The sequence below is a fragment of the Pseudoalteromonas sp. UBA2102 genome (assembly GCF_002331165.1).
Classification (GTDB): Bacteria; Pseudomonadota; Gammaproteobacteria; order Enterobacterales; family Alteromonadaceae; genus Pseudoalteromonas; species Pseudoalteromonas atlantica.
In genome coordinates this window covers 42,300-61,964 of record NZ_DCYU01000068.1, presented here as the reverse complement: position 1 = coordinate 61,964, position 19,665 = coordinate 42,300, and the positions used below count along the sequence as shown (strand labels likewise).

The 19,665-nt window shown below is 42.1% G+C and carries 17 protein-coding genes; 13 read left to right on the top strand and 4 right to left on the bottom strand.

Annotated elements, in window-relative coordinates:
• Positions 1–7: 7 nt before the first annotated feature.
• Positions 8–352: a 4a-hydroxytetrahydrobiopterin dehydratase gene (locus B2R65_RS09320; RefSeq protein ID WP_004586913.1), complete on the top strand. Its 345-nt coding sequence runs from the start codon at positions 8–10 to the stop codon at positions 350–352.
• Between the two features lie 87 nt (positions 353–439).
• Here the strand turns inward: B2R65_RS09320 and B2R65_RS09315 are convergent, their stop codons facing one another.
• The 4 genes from B2R65_RS09315 to map form a co-directional block, all read right to left on the bottom strand.
• The gene (locus B2R65_RS09315; RefSeq protein WP_286742128.1) at positions 440–2,470 is read right to left on the bottom strand and encodes a BCCT family transporter; all 2,031 of its coding nucleotides are present in this window, start codon (positions 2,468–2,470) and stop codon (positions 440–442) included.
• Positions 2,471–2,799: 329 nt separating this feature from the next.
• Complete coding sequence (gene dapD, locus B2R65_RS09310) at positions 2,800–3,627, bottom strand: 2,3,4,5-tetrahydropyridine-2,6-dicarboxylate N-succinyltransferase (RefSeq protein ID WP_273611436.1); 828 nt, start codon at positions 3,625–3,627, stop codon at positions 2,800–2,802.
• 9 nt (positions 3,628–3,636) lie between these two features.
• Complete coding sequence (gene glnD / locus B2R65_RS09305) at positions 3,637–6,255, bottom strand: [protein-PII] uridylyltransferase (protein WP_024033810.1); 2,619 nt, start codon at positions 6,253–6,255, stop codon at positions 3,637–3,639.
• A 267-nt stretch (positions 6,256–6,522) separates the two neighbouring features.
• Entirely contained in the window at positions 6,523–7,341 is an 819-nt protein-coding gene (gene map, locus B2R65_RS09300) for a type I methionyl aminopeptidase (RefSeq protein WP_223230592.1), read from the bottom strand.
• A 238-nt stretch (positions 7,342–7,579) separates the two neighbouring features.
• On the opposite strand from map, the gene rpsB reads away from it, so the two are divergent.
• The 12 genes from rpsB (at position 7,580) to fabZ (ending at position 19,663) form a co-directional block, all read left to right on the top strand.
• Positions 7,580–8,308: a 30S ribosomal protein S2 gene (gene rpsB / locus B2R65_RS09295; RefSeq protein ID WP_004586918.1), complete on the top strand. Its 729-nt coding sequence runs from the start codon at positions 7,580–7,582 to the stop codon at positions 8,306–8,308.
• A 105-nt stretch (positions 8,309–8,413) separates the two neighbouring features.
• Positions 8,414–9,265, top strand: coding sequence for a translation elongation factor Ts (tsf, locus tag B2R65_RS09290; RefSeq protein WP_004586919.1), 852 nt, complete (start codon positions 8,414–8,416; stop codon positions 9,263–9,265).
• 159 nt (positions 9,266–9,424) lie between these two features.
• Entirely contained in the window at positions 9,425–10,174 is a 750-nt protein-coding gene (pyrH, locus tag B2R65_RS09285; RefSeq protein ID WP_039972186.1) for a UMP kinase, read from the top strand.
• Between the two features lie 13 nt (positions 10,175–10,187).
• Positions 10,188–10,745 (top strand): ribosome recycling factor, encoded by a 558-nt coding sequence (gene frr / locus B2R65_RS09280; protein WP_004586921.1) that lies wholly within the window; start codon positions 10,188–10,190, stop codon positions 10,743–10,745.
• A gap of 81 nt (positions 10,746–10,826) precedes the next feature.
• Positions 10,827–11,606, top strand: coding sequence for an isoprenyl transferase (locus B2R65_RS09275; RefSeq protein ID WP_286742123.1), 780 nt, complete (start codon positions 10,827–10,829; stop codon positions 11,604–11,606).
• A 21-nt stretch (positions 11,607–11,627) separates the two neighbouring features.
• Entirely contained in the window at positions 11,628–12,494 is an 867-nt protein-coding gene (locus B2R65_RS09270; RefSeq protein WP_004586923.1) for a phosphatidate cytidylyltransferase, read from the top strand.
• Entirely contained in the window at positions 12,491–13,696 is a 1,206-nt protein-coding gene (gene ispC, locus B2R65_RS09265; protein ID WP_029773686.1) for a 1-deoxy-D-xylulose-5-phosphate reductoisomerase, read from the top strand. The genes B2R65_RS09270 and ispC overlap by 4 nt, the downstream gene beginning before the upstream one ends.
• A 1-nt stretch (position 13,697) precedes the next feature.
• Positions 13,698–15,050, top strand: coding sequence for a sigma E protease regulator RseP (rseP, locus tag B2R65_RS09260; RefSeq protein ID WP_004586925.1), 1,353 nt, complete (start codon positions 13,698–13,700; stop codon positions 15,048–15,050).
• A 102-nt stretch (positions 15,051–15,152) separates the two neighbouring features.
• Positions 15,153–17,624 (top strand): outer membrane protein assembly factor BamA, encoded by a 2,472-nt coding sequence (gene bamA / locus B2R65_RS09255; protein ID WP_029773687.1) that lies wholly within the window; start codon positions 15,153–15,155, stop codon positions 17,622–17,624.
• Positions 17,625–17,635: 11 nt separating this feature from the next.
• Positions 17,636–18,154, top strand: coding sequence for an OmpH/Skp family outer membrane protein (locus B2R65_RS09250; RefSeq protein WP_004586927.1), 519 nt, complete (start codon positions 17,636–17,638; stop codon positions 18,152–18,154).
• Between the two features lie 7 nt (positions 18,155–18,161).
• Entirely contained in the window at positions 18,162–19,184 is a 1,023-nt protein-coding gene (lpxD, locus tag B2R65_RS09245) for a UDP-3-O-(3-hydroxymyristoyl)glucosamine N-acyltransferase (protein ID WP_029773688.1), read from the top strand.
• Between the two features lie 26 nt (positions 19,185–19,210).
• Positions 19,211–19,663 (top strand): 3-hydroxyacyl-ACP dehydratase FabZ, encoded by a 453-nt coding sequence (gene fabZ / locus B2R65_RS09240; protein WP_055253107.1) that lies wholly within the window; start codon positions 19,211–19,213, stop codon positions 19,661–19,663.
• The last annotated feature ends 2 nt before the right edge of the window (positions 19,664–19,665 follow it).

Genomic DNA, 19,665 nt, shown 5'->3' with positions numbered 1-19,665 from the left:
ATTTAAAATGTCTTCATTAAGTGAACAAAAATGCGAAGCCTGCCACGTAGATGCGCCAAAGGTATCTGAGGAAGAGCTTGCCCAACTTATTACAAAAATTCCAGACTGGGTACCAGAGGTACGCGACGGCATTATGCAACTTGAGCGTGTTTATAAGTTTAAAAACTTTAAGCAAGCTATGGCGTTTACCAATAAAGTAGGTGATATGGCAGAAGATGAAGGCCATCACCCTGGTTTATTAACCGAGTGGGGCAAAGTAACCGTAACGTGGTGGAGCCATTCAATTAAAGGCCTACACAAAAACGATTTTATTTGCGCAGCTAAAACAGACGACGTATTTAACGCGCTGTAATTAAAAAATTAATTGAGCAGATTAAAAAGGCACTTTTAAGTGCCTTTTTTATTGCATCAAAATTGCGCTGTTAATTAAAGCGCTTATTTAAGGTTTGTCGCTATTTAACATGTCATCGTGTTCGGCCATATCCCACGGAAGTTCCCCTGGGCTGTTACCTAAAAAGTGTAAGTAATTCTCAAATTGATCAAGAATGTCCTTCACAATATCATCTTCACTGTAGCCATACACATCGTAAGATAATCCACCGCGGCGCAAGAAAACATCTGCCTTGTAATACATCTCGGAGTTATCAGCATCCGGTTTTAGCTCTGTGTAGGCAAAGCTTGGCATTGGGTGCTCAGTAAGACGAATGTCATACACAAAATCAACATGTTCATGGCGTAGTACGGTTAAATGGGCGCGGCCTAAGTCAGTATCAAAATCTACCTCGGCATGCCACTGGCGCGCTTTTAATTCTGCTTGAACAGCTTGCATTGCTTGTACCACCACACTACTAATGAAGGTATGCACTTTTTCCTTATTCGGATAATTAACCATAGCGGCTAACCGGCGCTTCCAATGAGATAGGTTAACATTACGGCTATTGAGCGCATGTGCTTGTAAGCTCGTATCGCGATGGCCTTCAATGGTAAGTGCGCGCCAAAGTCCCGCGGTTGCAATAAGCATAATAATAGCAAAGGGTAGGGCACTGGCTATTGTCATGGTTTGCAGTGCACTTAGCCCACCTGCTACTAATAAAACAGCAGCCACAGCGCCTTCAAGCACAGCCCAAAACACCCGTTGCCATGCTGGCGTATCAATACTCCCGCCAGAGGCGAGGGAGTCAATAACTAAAGAGCCCGAGTCAGATGAGGTTACAAAAAAGGTAATAATTAAGATAACCGTTAGTAGCGAAATAATAAACGATAACGGTAGCACTTCAAATAATTGAAATAGCGCAACGGCATGGTTTGCTTGAACATCGGTTATTAAAGTATTAAACCCTTCATTCATTATTAAATTTAGCGCGGTATCGCCAAATACAGAAAACCATAAAAAGGTAAAAATAGTCGGAACTAGCATCACGCCCACAACAAATTGCCTAATGGTTCTGCCGCGGCTAATTTTAGCGATAAACATACCAACAAAGGGTGCCCACGCTATTGTCCAGCCAAATATAAATAGAGTCCAGTTACCAATCCAATCACTACGGCTATAGGCTTGTAAATTAAAAGTACGCTCAACAATACCGCTGAGGTAGCTGCCGGTATTTTGTAAAAACGATTCAAGAATATGAATAGTCGGGCCAATAAAAAACACAAAGGCCATTAATGATACGGCGAGTGTCATGTTTATTATAGATAAACGCTTCACACCTTTATCCATACCTGCCACCACAGAAAACGTTGCCGCTGCGGTAATAATAACAATAGCGGTAATTTGTACCGTGGTATTAATAGGGATGCTTGGCCATAAGTAGTGCAGCCCGGCATTAATTTGAGTAACCGAAAGTCCTAACGTTGTGGCAATACCAAATAGCGTGCCTAATATGGCAAACACATCAACAGTGTGCCCAATAGGGCCATATATTTTATCACCAATAAGTGGATACAAGGCTGAGCGAATAGACAGCGGAAGGCCGTGGCGAAATGCAAAGTAAGCAAGCACTAAACCAACAATCCCATAAATTGCCCATATATGAAAACCCCAATGAAAAAATGCAATTTGCATAGCCTGCTTAGCGGCATTAACGGTTTCTGCGGCGCCTGCCGGCGGAGATGCATAATGGAGCACGGGTTCTGCTACACCAAAATAAAGTAATGCGACTCCGTAACCGGCCGAAAATAGCATGGCAAACCATTCACCAAAGCTGTATTGGGGTTGCGCATGATCAGGACCCAGCTTGATATTTCCCCAGCTGGAGGCGGCAACACAAACGATGAAAACTAAGAAGATGGCAACTGATAACATATAAAACCAGCCAAAGGTTTCTGTTATCCACTTGAGGGCGACACTGAATGCTTGCCCTGCCAGTTCAGGGTTACTACTTGTACCAATGACCAAAAGCAGAATAATAAATACCGCGGGCAAAAATACCGGTAGCAAAATAGTTGAGCGTAAAGCAGTTTTTGTCATATTAATCCTTAATATTAATTGCTAACTTTCAAGTATGCTTTACTACCTTATTATATCTTGGGTGTGTTGGCTAATTCAGTCGTTTGTTTTGTATACGTATATTGCTTTGAATTAAGGTTGAGTTGAGCACAGAGAAACCCAACGGTTTAGCTATTTAAGAGATAAACTCTAATCTAAACAAAAAAGCTCTAAACCCAAAGGGCTTAGAGCTTTCTAAATTTAGCTAAAACACTAAACTTTAATGTGTTGTTGGGTTTCGTTTCACTCAACCCAACCTACGTTTAACACCAATCAGCTTAGGGCTTACAGCTAAAAGCTTATCGCTTCTTTTAATCATCAATTGAGCGTAGTAGGGCGTTGATGCCTACTTTTTCGCGTGTTTGTTGATCAACTTTTTTCACGATGATTGCAGCGTATAGGCTGTGAGTGCCATCTTTTGATGGTAGTGCGCCTGGCACAACTACAGCGCCTGCTGGTACTCGGCCGTAGTGAATTTCGCCGGTTTCACGGTCGTAAATACGGGTGCTTTGGCTAATGTAAACGCCCATTGAAATAACAGCGCCTTCCTCTACTACTACGCCTTCAACAATTTCAGAACGTGCGCCAATAAAACAATTGTCTTCAATGATGGTAGGGTTAGCTTGTAGTGGCTCTAAAACGCCGCCTATGCCCACGCCGCCAGATAAGTGTACGTTCTTACCAATTTGTGCACACGAGCCAACAGTTGCCCATGTATCAACCATGGTGCCTTCATCTACGAATGCCCCAATGTTCACATACGATGGCATAAGTACGACGTTTTTACCTACAAAGCTGCCTTTACGTGCTACAGCATTTGGTACTACGCGCATGCCACCTTGCTGAAATTGCTCCGGTGTGTAGTCGCTAAATTTAAGCGGTACTTTATCGTAAAACTGGTTTACGCCGTCGTTCTTTGGTTGGTTATCGCGAATACGGAACGATAATAAAACGGCTTTTTTAAGCCATTGGTGTACGACCCATTCGCCTGATATTTTTTCAGCAACGCGTGCAGCGCCGCTATCAAGAAGCTCTAGTGCGTCAATAATCGCTTGTTTTACATCGCTAGATACACTGCTTGGGCTAATGCTATCGCGGTTGTCCCAGGCGTTTTCTATCATAGTTTTTAAATCTGACATGGTGTGTCCTTATTCTGTTTCGGCGTTGAATTTTTTACGTAATGCCTGATGAATTTTGGCTTGCTCTTCATCAGTCAGCGCTTGGTATTCGTTATTTGATACGACAAAGAAATCCTCTGCACGTTCACCTACCGTTGTAATACGGGCTGCGTGAATGTGTAATAAATGCGCTTGGAAAACTTCGGCAATTTTAGTAAGTAAACCGGGTATATCAACAGCTTGAATTTCTATTAGGCTGCGATCTTTACGTGCATGAGGACGCAGCACTATTTTAGGTTTAATATTAAAGTCTTTAAATCGTTGTGAGCGATTCTTTTTAAAGCGTATTTTTTTGCGTGGTTCGCTAAGTGCTTGCTCAAGCCCACGTTTAATTGACTGAGCACGGCTACTTGCAATAGGGTCGCCGCTCACTTCAAGTATTACAAAGTTAAATAGGGCATAGCCATCTTTGGTAGTAAGCACTTGAGCGTGTTGTATTTGCGCTTTTTTAGAGCCAATTACGCTAACTAAGCGAGCGAATAACGGCCCAGAATATGGGCTATAAGCAAACACTTGCGTGCCGCCATGCATTGCTTTATCAGAAACAATGACACTGGGTAGGCTTAAGTCTGCGCATTTTAATAGGTGCTCGGTTTGCCATGATATTTGCTGCTCGCTAAAGGCAGTAAAGTAATTGGCTTTAAAGCGGCTCCAAATTAAATCAATTTGGTTTTCTAGGTAGCCCAAATTAAGTAAGCGCTGTTTAGCTTGGTGTTTTTTATCGCGTATTTGGTCGCGTTGATCCATTGGGTTTTCAAGCCCTAGGCGTAATGCGCGCTGAGTATGCAAGTATAACTCGCGTAGTAGAGTGTTTTTCCAATCATTCCATAAGTTGTCGTTGGTTGCGCGTATATCGGCAACGGTTAAACAATAGAGGTAATCGAGTTGGCGCTCTGTTTTTACGCGCGAAGCAAAGTCTTTAATAACACCTGGGTCATTTATGTCTTTACGCTGCGCAGTAACCGACATAAGTAAATGGTTACCAACTAGCCACGATATAAGCTTGCCATCAGATGATGGGAAGCCATGTAATTTAGAAAAAGCAATGGCATCCACTGAGCCTAGCTCTGAGTGATCGCCGCCACGCCCTTTAGCAATATCATGAAAAATACCTGCTAAATAAAGCAGTTCAGGCTTATCCATACGGGTTACTATTTCACTACAAATAGGAAACTCACTCACTTTAGATTTATCAAAATATTGGTAAATATTATTGATTAATTTATGGGTGTGCTCATCTACGGTGTAGGCATGAAATAAGTCAAATTGCATTTGCCCAAATATATTACGCCATTGTGGTAAATACGCGGCCAACATGCCGTGTTTGTGCATGAGCGTGAATGCGCGGCCCATGCCGTTTGGGTGTTTTACAATACGCATAAATGCCTCGCGACACGCTGCGTAATCTTGTAAGTCACCTAATAGGCGCCTGCGTACTTGCCTAATGGTACGAATAGTACTTGGGTAAATATGGGTAATTTCGGGGTTGTCGGCAATATGCTCAAACAAAACAAAAAGTTGATCGCGTCTAAAAAATACCGATGGGTTTTTTACCCTAATTTGGTGCCCAACGCGTTCAAAGTCTTTGTCTAACTCAATCACTGGCGCTTCGCTGCTCTCTGGCATAATACTTTCTTCAAAGTACGATAGCAGCATTTGATTAAGCTCGCGTACGCGGCTCATTATTCTAAATAAGCGTTTCATCATACGCTCAACCGAAGCTTTACCATCGCTACCAAAGCCAAGTATTTCAGCTGTGTGTGGTTGATGGTCAAACAACAAACGGTTTTCTGAGCGCCCAGCGGCTAAATGCAGTGCAAAGCGAATATTCCAAAGGTTTTCTAGGCACTCCGAAAGCTCCTGAAACTCTTCATGCGTTAAGTAGCCGTGGCTAATTAGCTCTTGTAGGGTTTCGGCTCTAAAGTGCTTTTTAGCAACCCAAATAATGGTTTGTAAATCGCGTAGACCACCGGGGTTTTCTTTTATGTTTGGCTCTAGGTTGTAAGCAGTACCGTGGCACTTTTTATGGCGTAGGTTTTGCTCTTGCACTTTGGCTACAAAAAACTCGCCTGAGCGCCAAACAGGGGTTTCTATAATATGCGTTTTGAGTTTTTCAAACTCAATGTGATTACCAAAAATGAGCCTACTTTCGAGCAAGCTGGTGGCAAAGGTAACGTCTTCACGTTTTTGCTCTATGGCTTGTTCAATGGTACGCACACTGTGGCCTATCTCTAAATTGAGATCCCATAGCATGGTAACAAACTGGCCTATTTTTTCGCATATTTGCTCGCTAGGCGGCTGCGTAACAAGCAATAAAAAGTCAATGTCGGAGTAGGGGTGTAGCTCGCCACGGCCGTACCCGCCCACGGCAATAAGGGCAAGATCAGGCTCGTGAGCTAAATCGTAAACATGAAACAGTTTAATTAGCAGGCGGTCTATAAACTCAGCCCGGGCATTAATTAAATTACCAACTGGTTGCTTAGAAAATTCGTTATGTAACCACTTATAAAAATAGCTAGAACAATCGCGATAATCGCTCAGTTGCTCAGCATCGCTAAGCAACTTTTTTACTTTGTTGGGTAATGCCACGTGGGCTGGCTCCTTATTGAACCGTTAGCATTGATAAATAACCTGAACGTTAAGTAATAAGTCAATCCCCAGCGGCTATTTTCAGTGTTAACAGTGTTGAATCCATTTGCAAATAGGCTCGCTATTTGACGCGACAATTCGATTTGTTTTCACTGAAAATCCCCAGCTTGGGGGAAATAAATTAAATATTACATATAATTCAGTATGTTATTAAATATATTAACCCGATTAGAGGTTAAATACTTTTATCAAGTGGCTCGGTATTTATTAGTGTTCGATAATCCTGTCGATAGTATCATCTGATCGCAGCGTTAAAATTTCAACACCATTTTCAGTCACTAATAGGGTGTGTTCCCACTGTGCAGACAAACTACGGTCGCGTGTAACTACAGTCCACTCGTCTTTTAAAAGTTTACACTGGCGCTTACCTGCGTTAACCATTGGCTCTATTGTTAAACACATACCGGCTTTAAGTGTTTCGCCAGTACCTGCTTTACCGTAGTGCATTACTTGAGGCTCTTCATGAAATTCGCTACCAATACCGTGGCCGCAGTATTCACGTACAATTGAGTAGTTAAAGCTCTCTGCGTATTTTTGAATTGCTTCACCAATATCGCCTAAACGCACACCTGGTTTTACCATTTTAATAGCAAGGTATAAGCTTTCTTGCGTTACTTGTGCAAGGCGTTTACCTTGAATGTTAGGCGTACCTACATGAAACATCTTTGAGGTGTCGCCGTGGTAACCGTCCTTAATTACGGTTACATCAATGTTGACGCTATCGCCATCTTTTAGCGGTTTGTCATTTGGAATACCGTGGCAAATTACATGATTTACAGAGGTACATACCGACTTAGGGAAACCGTGGTAATTTAGTGGCGCAGGGATAGCATCTTGCACATTTACAATATAATCATGACAAATTGTATTTAGCTCATCAGTAGTCACACCTGGCACTACATGTGGTTCAATCATTTCAAGTACGTCTGCCGCTAAACGCCCGGCTACACGCATTTTTTCAATTTCTTCAGGGGTCTTGATCACAGCGCTCATTGAGGCTCCAAAGTTGCGTTTTTTAACATTTATCGTCGCACAAATTTTGCACGCGACGTTGAGTATTTAATTTTAATATGGTATAAAGCGCGCCGTCTTTTTACAAATAAATTCTTAAATGATTTTTTGTATTTAAGGCAAACACAATTTTATTTTAACACACACACGTATCGTCACATACACTTGGGTGCATTTGAAGTTTAAATACTTCGGTGTTGGTGCTATGGGATATGTGGAGGCCTAACCCTAAACTACATAGAGGATTTACAAAATGGCAAACGTTTCAATGCGCGATATGCTTCAAGCTGGTGTTCACTTTGGTCACCAAGCACGTTACTGGAACCCTAAGATGAAGCCTTTCATCTTCGGCGCACGTAACCGTGTACATATCATCAACCTTGAGCAAACAGTACCAATGTTCAACGACGCACTTAAGTTTTTATCAAGTGCTGCTGCAAACAAAGGTAAAGTTCTTTTCGTTGGTACTAAGCGCGCAGCAAGCGAAGCAGTTAAAGAAGCTGCTTTACAAAGCGACCAGTTCTTCGTTAACCACCGCTGGTTAGGTGGTATGTTAACTAACTGGAAAACAGTTCGTCAGTCAATCAAGCGTCTTAAAGACCTTGAAGCTCAAAGCCAAGACGGTACTTTCGAGAAGTTAACTAAGAAAGAAGCGTTAATGCTTACTCGCGAAATGGAAAAGCTTGAAAAGAGCCTTGGCGGTATCAAAAACATGGGTGGCCTTCCAGACGCTATCTTCGTTATCGATGCTGATCACGAGCACATTGCTATCCGTGAAGCAAACAACCTAGGTATTCCAGTTGTTGCAATCGTTGATACTAACTCTAACCCAGACGGTGTTGATTACATCGTACCTGGTAACGATGATGCTATCCGTGCAATCAACCTTTACACTAGCTCTGTTGCAGCTGCTATCACTGAAGGTCGTGAGAACAACATCGTTGCTCAAGCTGAGAAAGACGACTTTGTAGAAGCTGAGTAATTAGCTGTCATCAAGTCTTCATCTTTTTAAGGTGAAGACTTGCTATTCTTGTAGAGCGGTTTACCCGCTTATCTAATACCTGATTTCAGATTTGAGGATTTACTAATGGCTGTAACTACTGCCCTAGTTAAAGAATTACGCGAGCGTACTGGCGCTGGCATGATGGATTGTAAAAAAGCGTTAACTGAAACTGATGGCGACATCGAGTTAGCGATTGAAAACATGCGTAAGAGCGGTGCTGCAAAGGCTGCTAAGAAAGCAGGTAACATTGCTGCTGAAGGTACTATCATCATCAAGCAAAACGATGGTGTTGCAGTACTAGTAGAAGTTAACTGTCAAACTGACTTCGTAGCAAAAGACGAAAGTTTCTTAGCGTTTGCTAACAAAGTTGCTGACGCTGCTATCGCTGAAACAATTACTATCGAAGACTTACAAGCTAAGTTTGAAGAAGACCGTGTTGAGCTAGTAACTAAAATTGGTGAAAACATCAACGTACGTCGTCTTCAGTACATCACTGGTGAAACACTTGTTGAATACCGTCACGGTGAACGTATTGGTGTTGTTGTTGCAGGTGTTGCTGATGAAGAAACACTTAAGCACATTGCAATGCACGTTGCTGCTTCAAACCCAGAGTATTTAACGCCTGAAGATGTACCTGCTGACGTTGTAGAAAAAGAAAAGCAAGTTCAAATCGACATCGCGATGAACGAAGGCAAGCCTGCTGAAATCGCTGAAAAAATGGTTGTTGGCCGCATGAAGAAATTTACTGGTGAGGTTTCTCTTACTGGTCAAGCTTTCATCATGGAGCCTAAAAAATCTGTTGGCGAAATTCTTAAAGAGAAAAACGCAACAGTTACTAGCTTCGCACGTGTAGAAGTTGGTGAAGGTATCGAGAAGAAAGAAGAAGATTTTGCTGCTGAAGTTGCTGCTCAAATTGCAGCTGCAAAAGGCGAGTAAGATTAACTATTTGTGATGCATAAGGAAATTAGATGCCATTAAAGTACTATTTGCTTTTGCGTCACGCTTAGAAATTCTTTAAAATAACCGCGCTTTTATGTTTATCATAAGCGCGGTTATTTTTTACCCATAATTTAATAAAAAGTTGGCCCCAATACTATGACTATCAATCGTAAACCTATTTTTAGACGTGTTCTTCTCAAATTAAGTGGTGAAGCTTTAATGGGAGACGAAGGCTTCGGCATCGACCCAAAAGTGCTAGATCGTATGGCCCAAGAAATTAAAGAGCTGGTAGAACTCGACGTAGAAGTGGGTTTGGTTATCGGCGGTGGTAACTTTTTACGTGGCGGATCACTAGCAGAAGCTGGCATGAACCGCGTAGTTGGTGACCACATGGGTATGCTTGCAACCGTAATGAACGGCCTTGCAATGCGTGATGCACTACACCGTGCATTTGTTAATTGTCGTTTAATGTCGGCAATCCCTCTAAACGGTGTATGTGATGCATACAACTGGGCTGAGGCAATTAGCTTATTAAAATCTGGCCGCGTTGTTATTTTTGCAGCAGGTACGGGTAACCCGTTCTTCACTACCGATTCTGCTGCGTGTTTACGCGGTATTGAAATTGAAGCCGACACTGTAATTAAAGCGACTAAGGTTGATGGCGTATTTAGTGATGATCCGGTTAAAAACCCAGAAGCCACGCTTTACCGTCACTTAAGCTACAATGAAATTATTGATAAAGAACTAAAAGTAATGGATTTAGCGGCGTTTACACTCGCTCGCGATCATAATATGCCATTGAGCGTATTTAACATGAATAAATCAGGCGCCTTAAAACGCGTAATTATGGGTGAAGAAGAAGGCACACTTATCTCTTCACAAGCCTCAGATGAAGTAATCAAATAATTAGGATTAAACCGTGATTAACGATATTCAAAAAGATGCGCAAGAGCGCATGCAAAAAAGTGTAGCAGCACTAGGTAGTCAACTATCAAAAATTCGTACAGGTCGTGCTCACCCAGCAATTTTAGACGGCATTATGGTATCGTACTACGGTGCTGATACACCACTTAACCAAGTGGCTAATGTAACGATTGAAGACTCTCGTACGCTGGCTATCGGCGTATTCGACAAGTCTTTAGCGCAAGCTGTAGAAAAAGCAATTATGGCGTCTGACTTAGGTTTAAACCCTATGTCTGCTGGTACAGTAATTCGCGTACCACTTCCTCCGCTTACAGAAGAGCGTCGTAAAGATTTAATTAAAATTGTACGTGGCGAAGTAGAAAGCGGCCGTGTTGCTGTGCGTAACATTCGTCGTGACGCTAATGGCGATGTAAAATCTTTATTAAAAGATAAAGAAATTTCTGAAGATGAAGCGCGTCAAGCAGAAGATACAATTCAAAAGCTTACAGATAAATTTATCAAAGAAATGGATGCACAACTAACAGCGAAAGAAGCTGAGTTGATGGAAATCTAAACAGCTAAATAACCTCAATGCAGGTTATGAAATATATTAGTTTTGAAACGCCGTCTAGGGTATACTAGGCGGCGTTTTTTTATGGAATACTCAATATTTATGGTTCTAGACGCTGATACAATTTCACAGCAATGTTTACCTAAACATGTTGCCATCATCATGGATGGTAACGGGCGTTGGGCGCAAGCTAGAAAGAGACCTCGTGTGTTCGGGCATAAAAAAGGCGTGGACGCAGTTCGTCAATCTGTTCAGTTTTGTACTAAATTAGGGATACAATCGTTAACCTTATTTGCTTTTAGTAGTGAAAACTGGCGCCGCCCCGAAGACGAAGTAAACACTTTAATGGAGCTTTTTTTGTTTGTTTTAACAAAGGAAGTAAAAAAGCTTCATAAAAATAATGTAAAACTGACCATTATTGGAGATTTATCACGATTCTCTGAAAGTTTACGTAGCAAAGTAAACGCTGCGCATGAGCTAACAGCAGATAACACCGGTTTGCATTTAAACGTGGCCGCTAATTATGGCGGTAGATGGGATATGGCAAATGCAGCAAAGCAACTAGCACTACAAGTTGCAAACGGACAACTCAAGGCAGAGGATGTTACAGAAGAGCGCTTAGCACAGCATATGAGCATGGCAGACCAAGCGGAGCCGGATTTACTAATTCGCACGGGTGGTGATGTTCGTATTAGTAACTTTTTACTATGGCAAGCTGCTTATGCGGAACTTTACTTTACCGAAACTCTTTGGCCTGATTTTAATGAAGCAGCATTTGCTGAGGCCATTGCGTGTTACGTTGCCAGAGAGCGACGTTTTGGTTGTACGGGCGAACAAATAAAACAATTACTCGCTCAAACCTAAAATAGAATAAGGGTCACTATTTTGTTAAAACAACGAATTTTAACCTCGGTTGTATTAGCGCCGTTAGCGCTAGCCTTGGTTTTTTATACTCCACTAACATTGTTTAGTTATTTTGCCGGTATTATTGTTTTACTTGGCGCGTGGGAGTGGTCTGCTTTTATGGGCCTATGCACAAAATTAAAACGGGGTGCGTTTGTGGTGTTAATTGGCGCGTTATTGGCGCTACTAAATTTACATTGGCCGATTGAATCACTGTGGCAAAACGGCCAGCTGGTCGGGGATGCAAATTACTTATTTACGCTCTCGTTTGCTTGGTGGATTGTGGCCAGTTATTTAATTTGGCGCTACCCAGCCATGGCCAAAGCATGGAACGAAGGCTTGGTAATGCGCGGCATTGCCGGGTTGCTTACTTTAATCCCACTTTGGCTTGCACTCAATACCTTACGTAGCGCGCAATACGCTGAATCAACGCACTTTGGCTCGGTACTGATTTTAGTGGTACTTGGTATTGTATGGAGCGCCGATGTAGGGGCTTACTTTACAGGCAAAAGTTTTGGTAAGCACAAGCTTATGCCAAAGGTGAGCCCAAATAAAACCATCGAAGGCCTAGCAGGCGGTGTGGTTGCATCAATTATATTTGTTTTAGCTTTTTGTCACTTTACCGGTGTGGATTTTGCTGTATGGCCTATTTATGCCGTAATGACCGCCTTTATAGCTTTGTTTTCGGCTGTCGGTGATTTACTCGAAAGCATGTTTAAACGTGAAGCCGGCCTAAAAGACAGTGGTCGCTGTTTACCCGGCCACGGCGGTATTTTAGATAGAATTGACAGCTTAACCGCAGCAGCCCCAATGTTTGTAATGTGCTATGCATGGACCTTGAGTTTATGAGCCAACAGCAGCAACTTGTTATTTTAGGCGCTACAGGTTCAATTGGGTTAAGTACATTAGATGTTATAGCACGAAATAAAGCGCTATTTAACGTATTTGCCCTCACTGCAGGCCACAATGCAAAAAAAATGGCTGAGCTGTGTATTGAGCACGAACCGTTATATGCCGTTATGGCCACACAAAGCGCTGCAGAGCAATTATCATCGTATTTAAATAATACGCCATGCCAAACCTTAGTAATGCATTCACAGCAGGCTATGAGCGATTTATGTGCGCATCCCGATGTCGATACCGTCATGTCAGCTATTGTTGGCGCTGCCGGCTTACTGCCCACACTAAGCGCCGTTGAAGCAGGTAAAAAAGTACTGCTTGCCAATAAAGAATCGTTGGTTATGTCAGGGCAGTTGTTTATTGATAAAGTAAAACAGCATAAAGCCACGTTGTTACCTATTGATAGCGAGCACAACGCTATTTTTCAGTGCTTACCTCATTCACTTCAAAACGCAAACGCTGATCAAAATTTACAAGAGCATGGCGTAAGTAAAATATTGCTTACCGGCTCTGGTGGACCATTTTTAACGCGCGATATAAATACCTTAAAAGAGGTAACGGTTAGTGAAGCCGTCGCTCACCCTAATTGGTCTATGGGGCAAAAAATATCGGTAGATTCAGCCACCATGATGAACAAAGGGCTTGAATTTATTGAAGCTAAATGGCTGTTTAATTGTGACACCAGCGATATTGATGTGGTGATCCACCCGCAAAGTATTATTCATTCTATGGTGCAATACCACGATGGCTCCATTTTAGCGCAAATGGGTAACCCCGATATGCGCACACCTATTGCACACGCACTCGCTTACCCAGATCGAATTAACGCGGGTGTAAAACCACTCAACTTTTCGGATATTTGTGATTTTTCGTTCACAAAACCTGATTTTGCGCGTTATCCAAATTTACAACTTGCTATTGATGCGTGCAGCGCAGGGCAAGGCGCAACCACAACGGTAAATGCAGCAAACGAAATAGCGGTTGCGGCATTTTTAAAAGGCCAAATTGGCTTTACTGACATTTATAAAATTAATGCACAAACGCTTGATGCGGCCACATTCACTAACGTACAAAGCCTAGATGAAATATTAGCGTGTGACCAACAAGCCCGTCAACGTGCAGCGGATTTAATAACAAAAGTGACTCATTAATATGTTAGATTTTTTTTGGAATCTTGGCTCGTTTATTTTAGCGCTGGGCATTTTAGTTGCTATTCATGAATATGGGCACTTTTGGGTGGCCCGTAAAATGGGTGTTAAAGTGCTGCGCTTTTCGATTGGTTTTGGTAAACCGCTTTTAAAGTGGCACGATAAATACAATACAGAATACGTAATTGCCGCTATTCCGCTGGGTGGCTACGTTAAAATGCTTGATGAACGCGTGGATGAAGTGCCTGAAAATGAGCGCCATTTGTCATTTAACGCTAAATCGGTTCAGGCCCGTATAGCCATAGTGGCAGCCGGCCCGCTGGCTAATTTTTTATTTGCTATTGTGGCGTTGGCGGCTATGTACATGGTGGGCGTGCAATCGGTAAAACCTGTAGTGGGTAGTATTACCGAAGGTAGCAGAGCAGAGCAGGCGGGCATTATGCCCTCTGAACAAATTATTAAAATTGGTGATGACACGATTGCCACCTGGCAAGATGCAACTTTTGCACTTATGTCGAGCTTAGGTGAGCAAAGCGTGCCCGTAGTAGTGCGTAACGAAAACTACCAAGAGCAAACAAAAATGCTTAACGTAGAGGGTTGGAAGCTCGATCAGCAAGACGTGCCGCCACTGAGTTCGTTGGGTATTGTACCGTTTAGACCCCAAGCCACATTAACCATTGCGGCTATTACTAAAAATTCAGCAGCCGAACTGGCTAATTTGCAGGTTAACGATACGATTATCGCTGTAAATGGTGAAACAATAAGCGATTGGCAGCAATTAGTTAATCTTATTACGCAATCGGCTAACAAATCTTTACAATTTAGTGTAAAAAGACAAGATAGTATAAATAGCGTAACAGTAACGCCTAAATCGCGCATTAATGAGCACGGTATTGAACAAGGGTTTTTAGGTGTTGCGCCGGTTGTTCAACCTTGGCCTGAGGGCTATGTTGAAACCCGAAGCTTTGGTCCGCTTGATAGTATTGCTCGTGGTACCCAAGAGACCTGGCGCCTTATAACGCTTAGCTTTGACATGATTGGTAATTTAATTACAGGTCAGGTTTCGGTTAAAAATTTAAGTGGCCCTGTGGGCATTGCAGTTGGTGCAGGAACTAGCGTAAGCTACGGGCTAGTCGCCTTTTTAAGCTTTTTAGCGCTAATAAGCGTTAACTTGGGTGTATTTAATTTATTACCTCTGCCAGTGCTTGATGGTGGACACTTAATGTATTACATAATTGAACTTTTCCGTAAAAAGCCGGTCTCTGAAAAGACACAAGAATTTGGTTTTAAAGTGGGCGCCTTGCTGCTCATATTTTTAACATGTTTCGCTTTGTTCAATGATGTATCGCGTTTGTAGTTACAGCGTGACAATTACTAATTAGAACACGATTGTAAGCATCACTAATTATTAGTTTTGATGTTAAGCGGTAATACAGTTGTAAAGGATAAAGATAATAAAATGGCTATAAAAAAACATTTGGCAGTTTCAAGTTTATTGGGTGCAAGTTTTGCAGCCCTGGGCCAAAACTCCTTTATTGTTGAAGATTTAAAAATTGAAGGTTTGCAACGTGTAGCACTTGGTGCAGCACTAACGCATGTTCCTATCAATGTGGGCGATAACGTTGATGACTATACGATTTCAAAAACAATAAAGTCACTTTATCGTTCAGGTCACTTTGACAACATCAAAGCGTTACGCGATGGTAATAACGTTATTTTTAAAGTGACTGAGCGTCCTACTATTAGCTTTATTGAGTTTGAAGGCAATAAAGATATAAAAGACGAGCAGCTTAACGAATCGCTCGATCAGCAAGATATTCGCCAAGGTGAACCGCTTGATAAAACCGTTATCGATAATATCGAAAAAGGGTTGGTTGAGTTTTTCCACAGTATTGGTAAATACAATGCCACCGTTGATATTAGCGTAACTAAGCTGCCACGTAACCGTGTAAAGCTTAAGCTAGAATTTGACGAAGGCGAAGCCGCCTCTATTCGTCAAATCAACTTAGTGGGTAACGAATTATTCTCTAACGAAGAGCTTTTAAAGCTTGCTGAATCGCAACAAGATTTACCGTGGTGGCAGTTTATGGGTAGCGACCGTTACCAAAAACAAACCATTGAAGGCGATTTAGAAAAAATTCGCAGCTTTTATTTAGACCGCGGTTACTTACGTTTTAATATCGATTCTACGCAAGTATCAGTAAGTCCTGAGCGCGAATCTGTGTATGTAACTGCTAACTTAACAGAAGGTGTTAAGTACACAGTTAAAGGTTTTGACTTTATCGGTGATTTACTTGGCCGAGAAGAGCTAATCAAAAGCGTTATCCCACTTCGCGCCGGCGAACTTTACAATGGCTCAGTGGTGACCTCATCTGAAGAGTTTATCAAAAGCTATCTAGCGCGCTTTGGTTATGCCAATGCCGAAGTACGCACAATTCCAGAAATTGATGATGAAAAACAAGAAGTGCAACTTACGCTGTCGGTAAATCCGGGCAAGCGTGTGTACGTACGTCGTATCATCGTTGGTGGTAACCAAAATACTGCTGATGAAGTACTTCGCCGCGAAATGACACAACTTGAAGGTGCATGGTTATCTAATCAAAACCTTGAGCGCTCAAAGCTGCAAATTCAGCGTTTACCATACATGGAAACTGTTGACTTTAACGTAGTACCAGTACCGGGTGTAGATGACCAAGTAGACGTAGACTTTACAGTAAAAGAGCAATCGGCTGGTAGCTTTAACGCGGGCTTAGCGTATGGCTCATACGCAGGGCTTCAGTTTAATATTGGTGTGACCGAATCTAACTTTTTAGGTACGGGTAATCAAATTGGCTTAAACTTAAATACCTCTACTGGTTCTGAAAGCATTAGCTTGTCGTACACCGACCCTTACTTCACGCCAGATGGTGTATCTCAAGGTAGCAGTATTTTTTACAACAACTACGATGCCAGTAAATTTAGCTTGGTAGATTATAAATCAACAAGTTACGGTATTGGTACCAATATTGGTTTCCCAATTGATGCGGTAAACCGTGTTAACTTTGGCGTACGTTGGATTCAAGAAGAACTTTCAGAAATTGCCGAGTACGAACAAACACGTGTACTACGCGAAACCTTCTTAGATGAAGAAAACCCAGATGCTGGCTTTGACTTTACTAAATATGAGCTAAGCGTTGGTTGGTCGCGTATCACAGTTAACCGTGGTTTATTCCCAACAGCGGGTTCGCGCCAAACATTAAATTTAACAGCCACAACGCCTAACTCTGATCTTCAGCATTTTAAACTGAACTACGATTCGCGTTTTTACTGGCCAATATCGAATGACCACCGTTGGGTGTTCTCAACACGTGCAGCGCTTGGTTACGGTAATGGTTATGGGTCAACAAACGGTTATGAGCAAACACTGCCATTCCAAGAGTTCTTCCGTATAACGGAAATGGAACTACGTGGCTTTGACCGTAATACTATATTGCCGCGTGCTGTATCACGTGTTCCTTTATCAATCCCTGGTACGCCAGGTGCTGATGGTACTACAACCGGTAGCATTGGTGGCTCTGATGAGTTTGATATTTTAGTACCACAAGGGCGTATTGGTGGTAATGCAAAAGCGGTTGCAGGTATGGAGCTAATTGTACCTACGCCGTTCTTAGATGAAGAAAACACCAGTTCTGTACGTACCAGTTTCTTTGTAGATGCTGCCAACGTATGGGATACTGAATTTAACGTTGACCGTTTCCAAAACTTAGCGCCAGATGAGCGTGCTAAGTTAGATGATTACTCTGATCCAATGCGCTTTAGGGTATCAACCGGTTTATCTTTACAATGGATCTCTCCAATGGGTCCAATGCTGATTAGTTTTGCGTATCCATTGCAAAAAGAAGAAGATGACGATACAAAGACCATCAGCTTTAATATTAGTAACACTTTCTAAAGGAGTTTTTTGTGAAAAAATTATTTAAATCAACAGCAGTAGCCGTGTTAGCAACATTGATGATGGGTACCTCTGCAAGTGCATTTGCCCACAAAGTAGGCATTGTTGATATGCAAGAGATCTACAAGCAAATTCCTCAAATGGCTAAAATTGAGCAGTCTTTACAAACTGAGTTTGCTGAGCGTCGTCAAGAGCTTGAAAAACTACAAGGCGACATTCGCTTTGAAGCAGAAAAATTTAAGCGTGAAAGCACTACAATGAGCCAAGCTCAAAAAGATGCACTACGTGATAAAATTCAAGGCATGCAACAAAACCTTGCTGAAAAAGGTCGTCCTTTAGAGCAAGAAATCAAAGCACGTCAAAACCAAGAGCTTGCTAAAGTTCAGGGTTTAATTATCAAAACAATTGAAGAAATTGCTAAAGATGGCGACTTCGATGAAGTTAAAGTTAAAGACACTACTATTTACTTTAACCCTAAAGAAGTAACTGATCTTTCAAGCAAAGTTGTATCAGCAGTTAGTAAGAAATAATCACTCTATGCAAAATTATACGCTTTCGCACATTGCGGAACTTCTAGGCGCCGAACTTCAAGGTGATGGCGCTTTAGAAATTACAAAAATAGCTACACTTGCAAATGCCCGTTCTGGGCATATTGCATTTTTAGCGAACTCAAAATATCGTACGCAGCTTGAAACTACACAAGCCAGCGCTGTTATTCTTAGCGAAGCCGATGCACCGTATTTTAGTGGCGCAAAAATCATTGTTGGAAATCCGTATGTGAGCTACGCAAAGCTTGCACAATTTATGGATACAACCCCGCAAGCGGCGCAGCAAGGTATACACGCTAGTGCGACTATTCACCCAAGTGCAACGCTAAGCACAAGTGCTGCCATTGGCGCAAATGTTGTTATAGAAGCCGGTGCAGTGATTGGTGATAACGCACAAATTGGTCCGAACAGTTTCATCGGTGAACGTGTTAAAATAGGTTCTGGCACAAAGCTTTGGCCGAGTGTGACTATTTATCACGATGTTGAAATTGGCGCTGATTGTTTATTTCAAGCAAACAGTGTGGTTGGCAGTGACGGATTTGGCTATGCAAACGAGCGCGGGCAGTGGGTTAAAATTCCTCAGTTAGGCTCTGTGATTATCGGCGACAAGGTAGAAGTGGGCGCAAGCACAACAATTGACCGCGGCGCACTCGATAACACGATTATTCATAGTAATGTGATCATCGATAACCAATGTCAAATAGCACACAACGTTGAAGTTAACTCGGGTACTGCAATTGCAGGCTGTACTGTACTAGCAGGTAGTGTAACCATTGGTAAAAACTGCCAAATAGGTGGCATGACCGCAATTAATGGTCACATGTCAGTATGTGATGGTGTTATAATTACCGGCATGAGTATGGTGACTAAATCGATCACCGAGCCGGGTATTTACTCATCTGGTATGCCCCATACAACTAATAAAGAATGGCGTAAATCAATTGCCCACTTGCGTAATCTTTCAGACATGAAATCACGTCTTAAAGCGCTTGAAGCATTGGCTAAGTCATAACGTTGAACACTAATAAGGATGCTATTTTGGCAAACGAATTAAATAGCCTTGATATTCAAGAAATTTTAAGTTTATTACCACACCGCTACCCGATGCTTTTAATTGATCGTGTAATTGACTTTACGCCTGGCGAGTCACTGCATGCGATTAAAAATGTATCGGTTAACGAGCCTATTTTTACTGGCCACTTTCCAAATCAGCCAATTTTCCCTGGTGTGCTAATATTAGAAGCCATGGCGCAAGCCACCGGTTTATTAGGATTTAAAACAGTAGAAAACCGTAGCGATAACGAGCTTTACTTGTTTGCTGCAGTCGATAACGCACGTTTTAAACAGCCAGTTATACCGGGCGATACACTGCATTTGCATGTAGAGTTTTTAAAAGAGCGTCGCAATATATGGAAATTTGCCGCTGAAGCAAGAGTCGACGGCAAGGTTGTATGTAGTGCCGAAATTATGTGTGCGAGAAGAGAGTTTTAATA

Bases quoted from the DNA above. Each gene is read 5' to 3' on its own strand.
- B2R65_RS09320 (WP_004586913.1), top strand. From the start codon at position 8: ATGTCTTCATTAAGTGAACAAAAATGCGAAGCCTGCCACGTAGATGCG.
- bamA (WP_029773687.1), top strand. From the start codon at position 15,153: ATGGCTATAAAAAAACATTTGGCAGTTTCAAGTTTATTGGGTGCAAGT.
- rpsB (WP_004586918.1), top strand. From the start codon at position 7,580: ATGGCAAACGTTTCAATGCGCGATATGCTTCAAGCTGGTGTTCACTTT.
- B2R65_RS09275 (WP_286742123.1), top strand. From the start codon at position 10,827: ATGGAATACTCAATATTTATGGTTCTAGACGCTGATACAATTTCACAG.
- B2R65_RS09315 (WP_286742128.1), bottom strand. From the start codon at position 2,470: ATGACAAAAACTGCTTTACGCTCAACTATTTTGCTACCGGTATTTTTG.
- rseP (WP_004586925.1), top strand. From the start codon at position 13,698: ATGTTAGATTTTTTTTGGAATCTTGGCTCGTTTATTTTAGCGCTGGGC.
- tsf (WP_004586919.1), top strand. From the start codon at position 8,414: ATGGCTGTAACTACTGCCCTAGTTAAAGAATTACGCGAGCGTACTGGC.
- dapD (WP_273611436.1), bottom strand. From the start codon at position 3,627: ATGTCAGATTTAAAAACTATGATAGAAAACGCCTGGGACAACCGCGAT.
- pyrH (WP_039972186.1), top strand. From the start codon at position 9,425: ATGACTATCAATCGTAAACCTATTTTTAGACGTGTTCTTCTCAAATTA.
- lpxD (WP_029773688.1), top strand. From the start codon at position 18,162: ATGCAAAATTATACGCTTTCGCACATTGCGGAACTTCTAGGCGCCGAA.
- ispC (WP_029773686.1), top strand. From the start codon at position 12,491: ATGAGCCAACAGCAGCAACTTGTTATTTTAGGCGCTACAGGTTCAATT.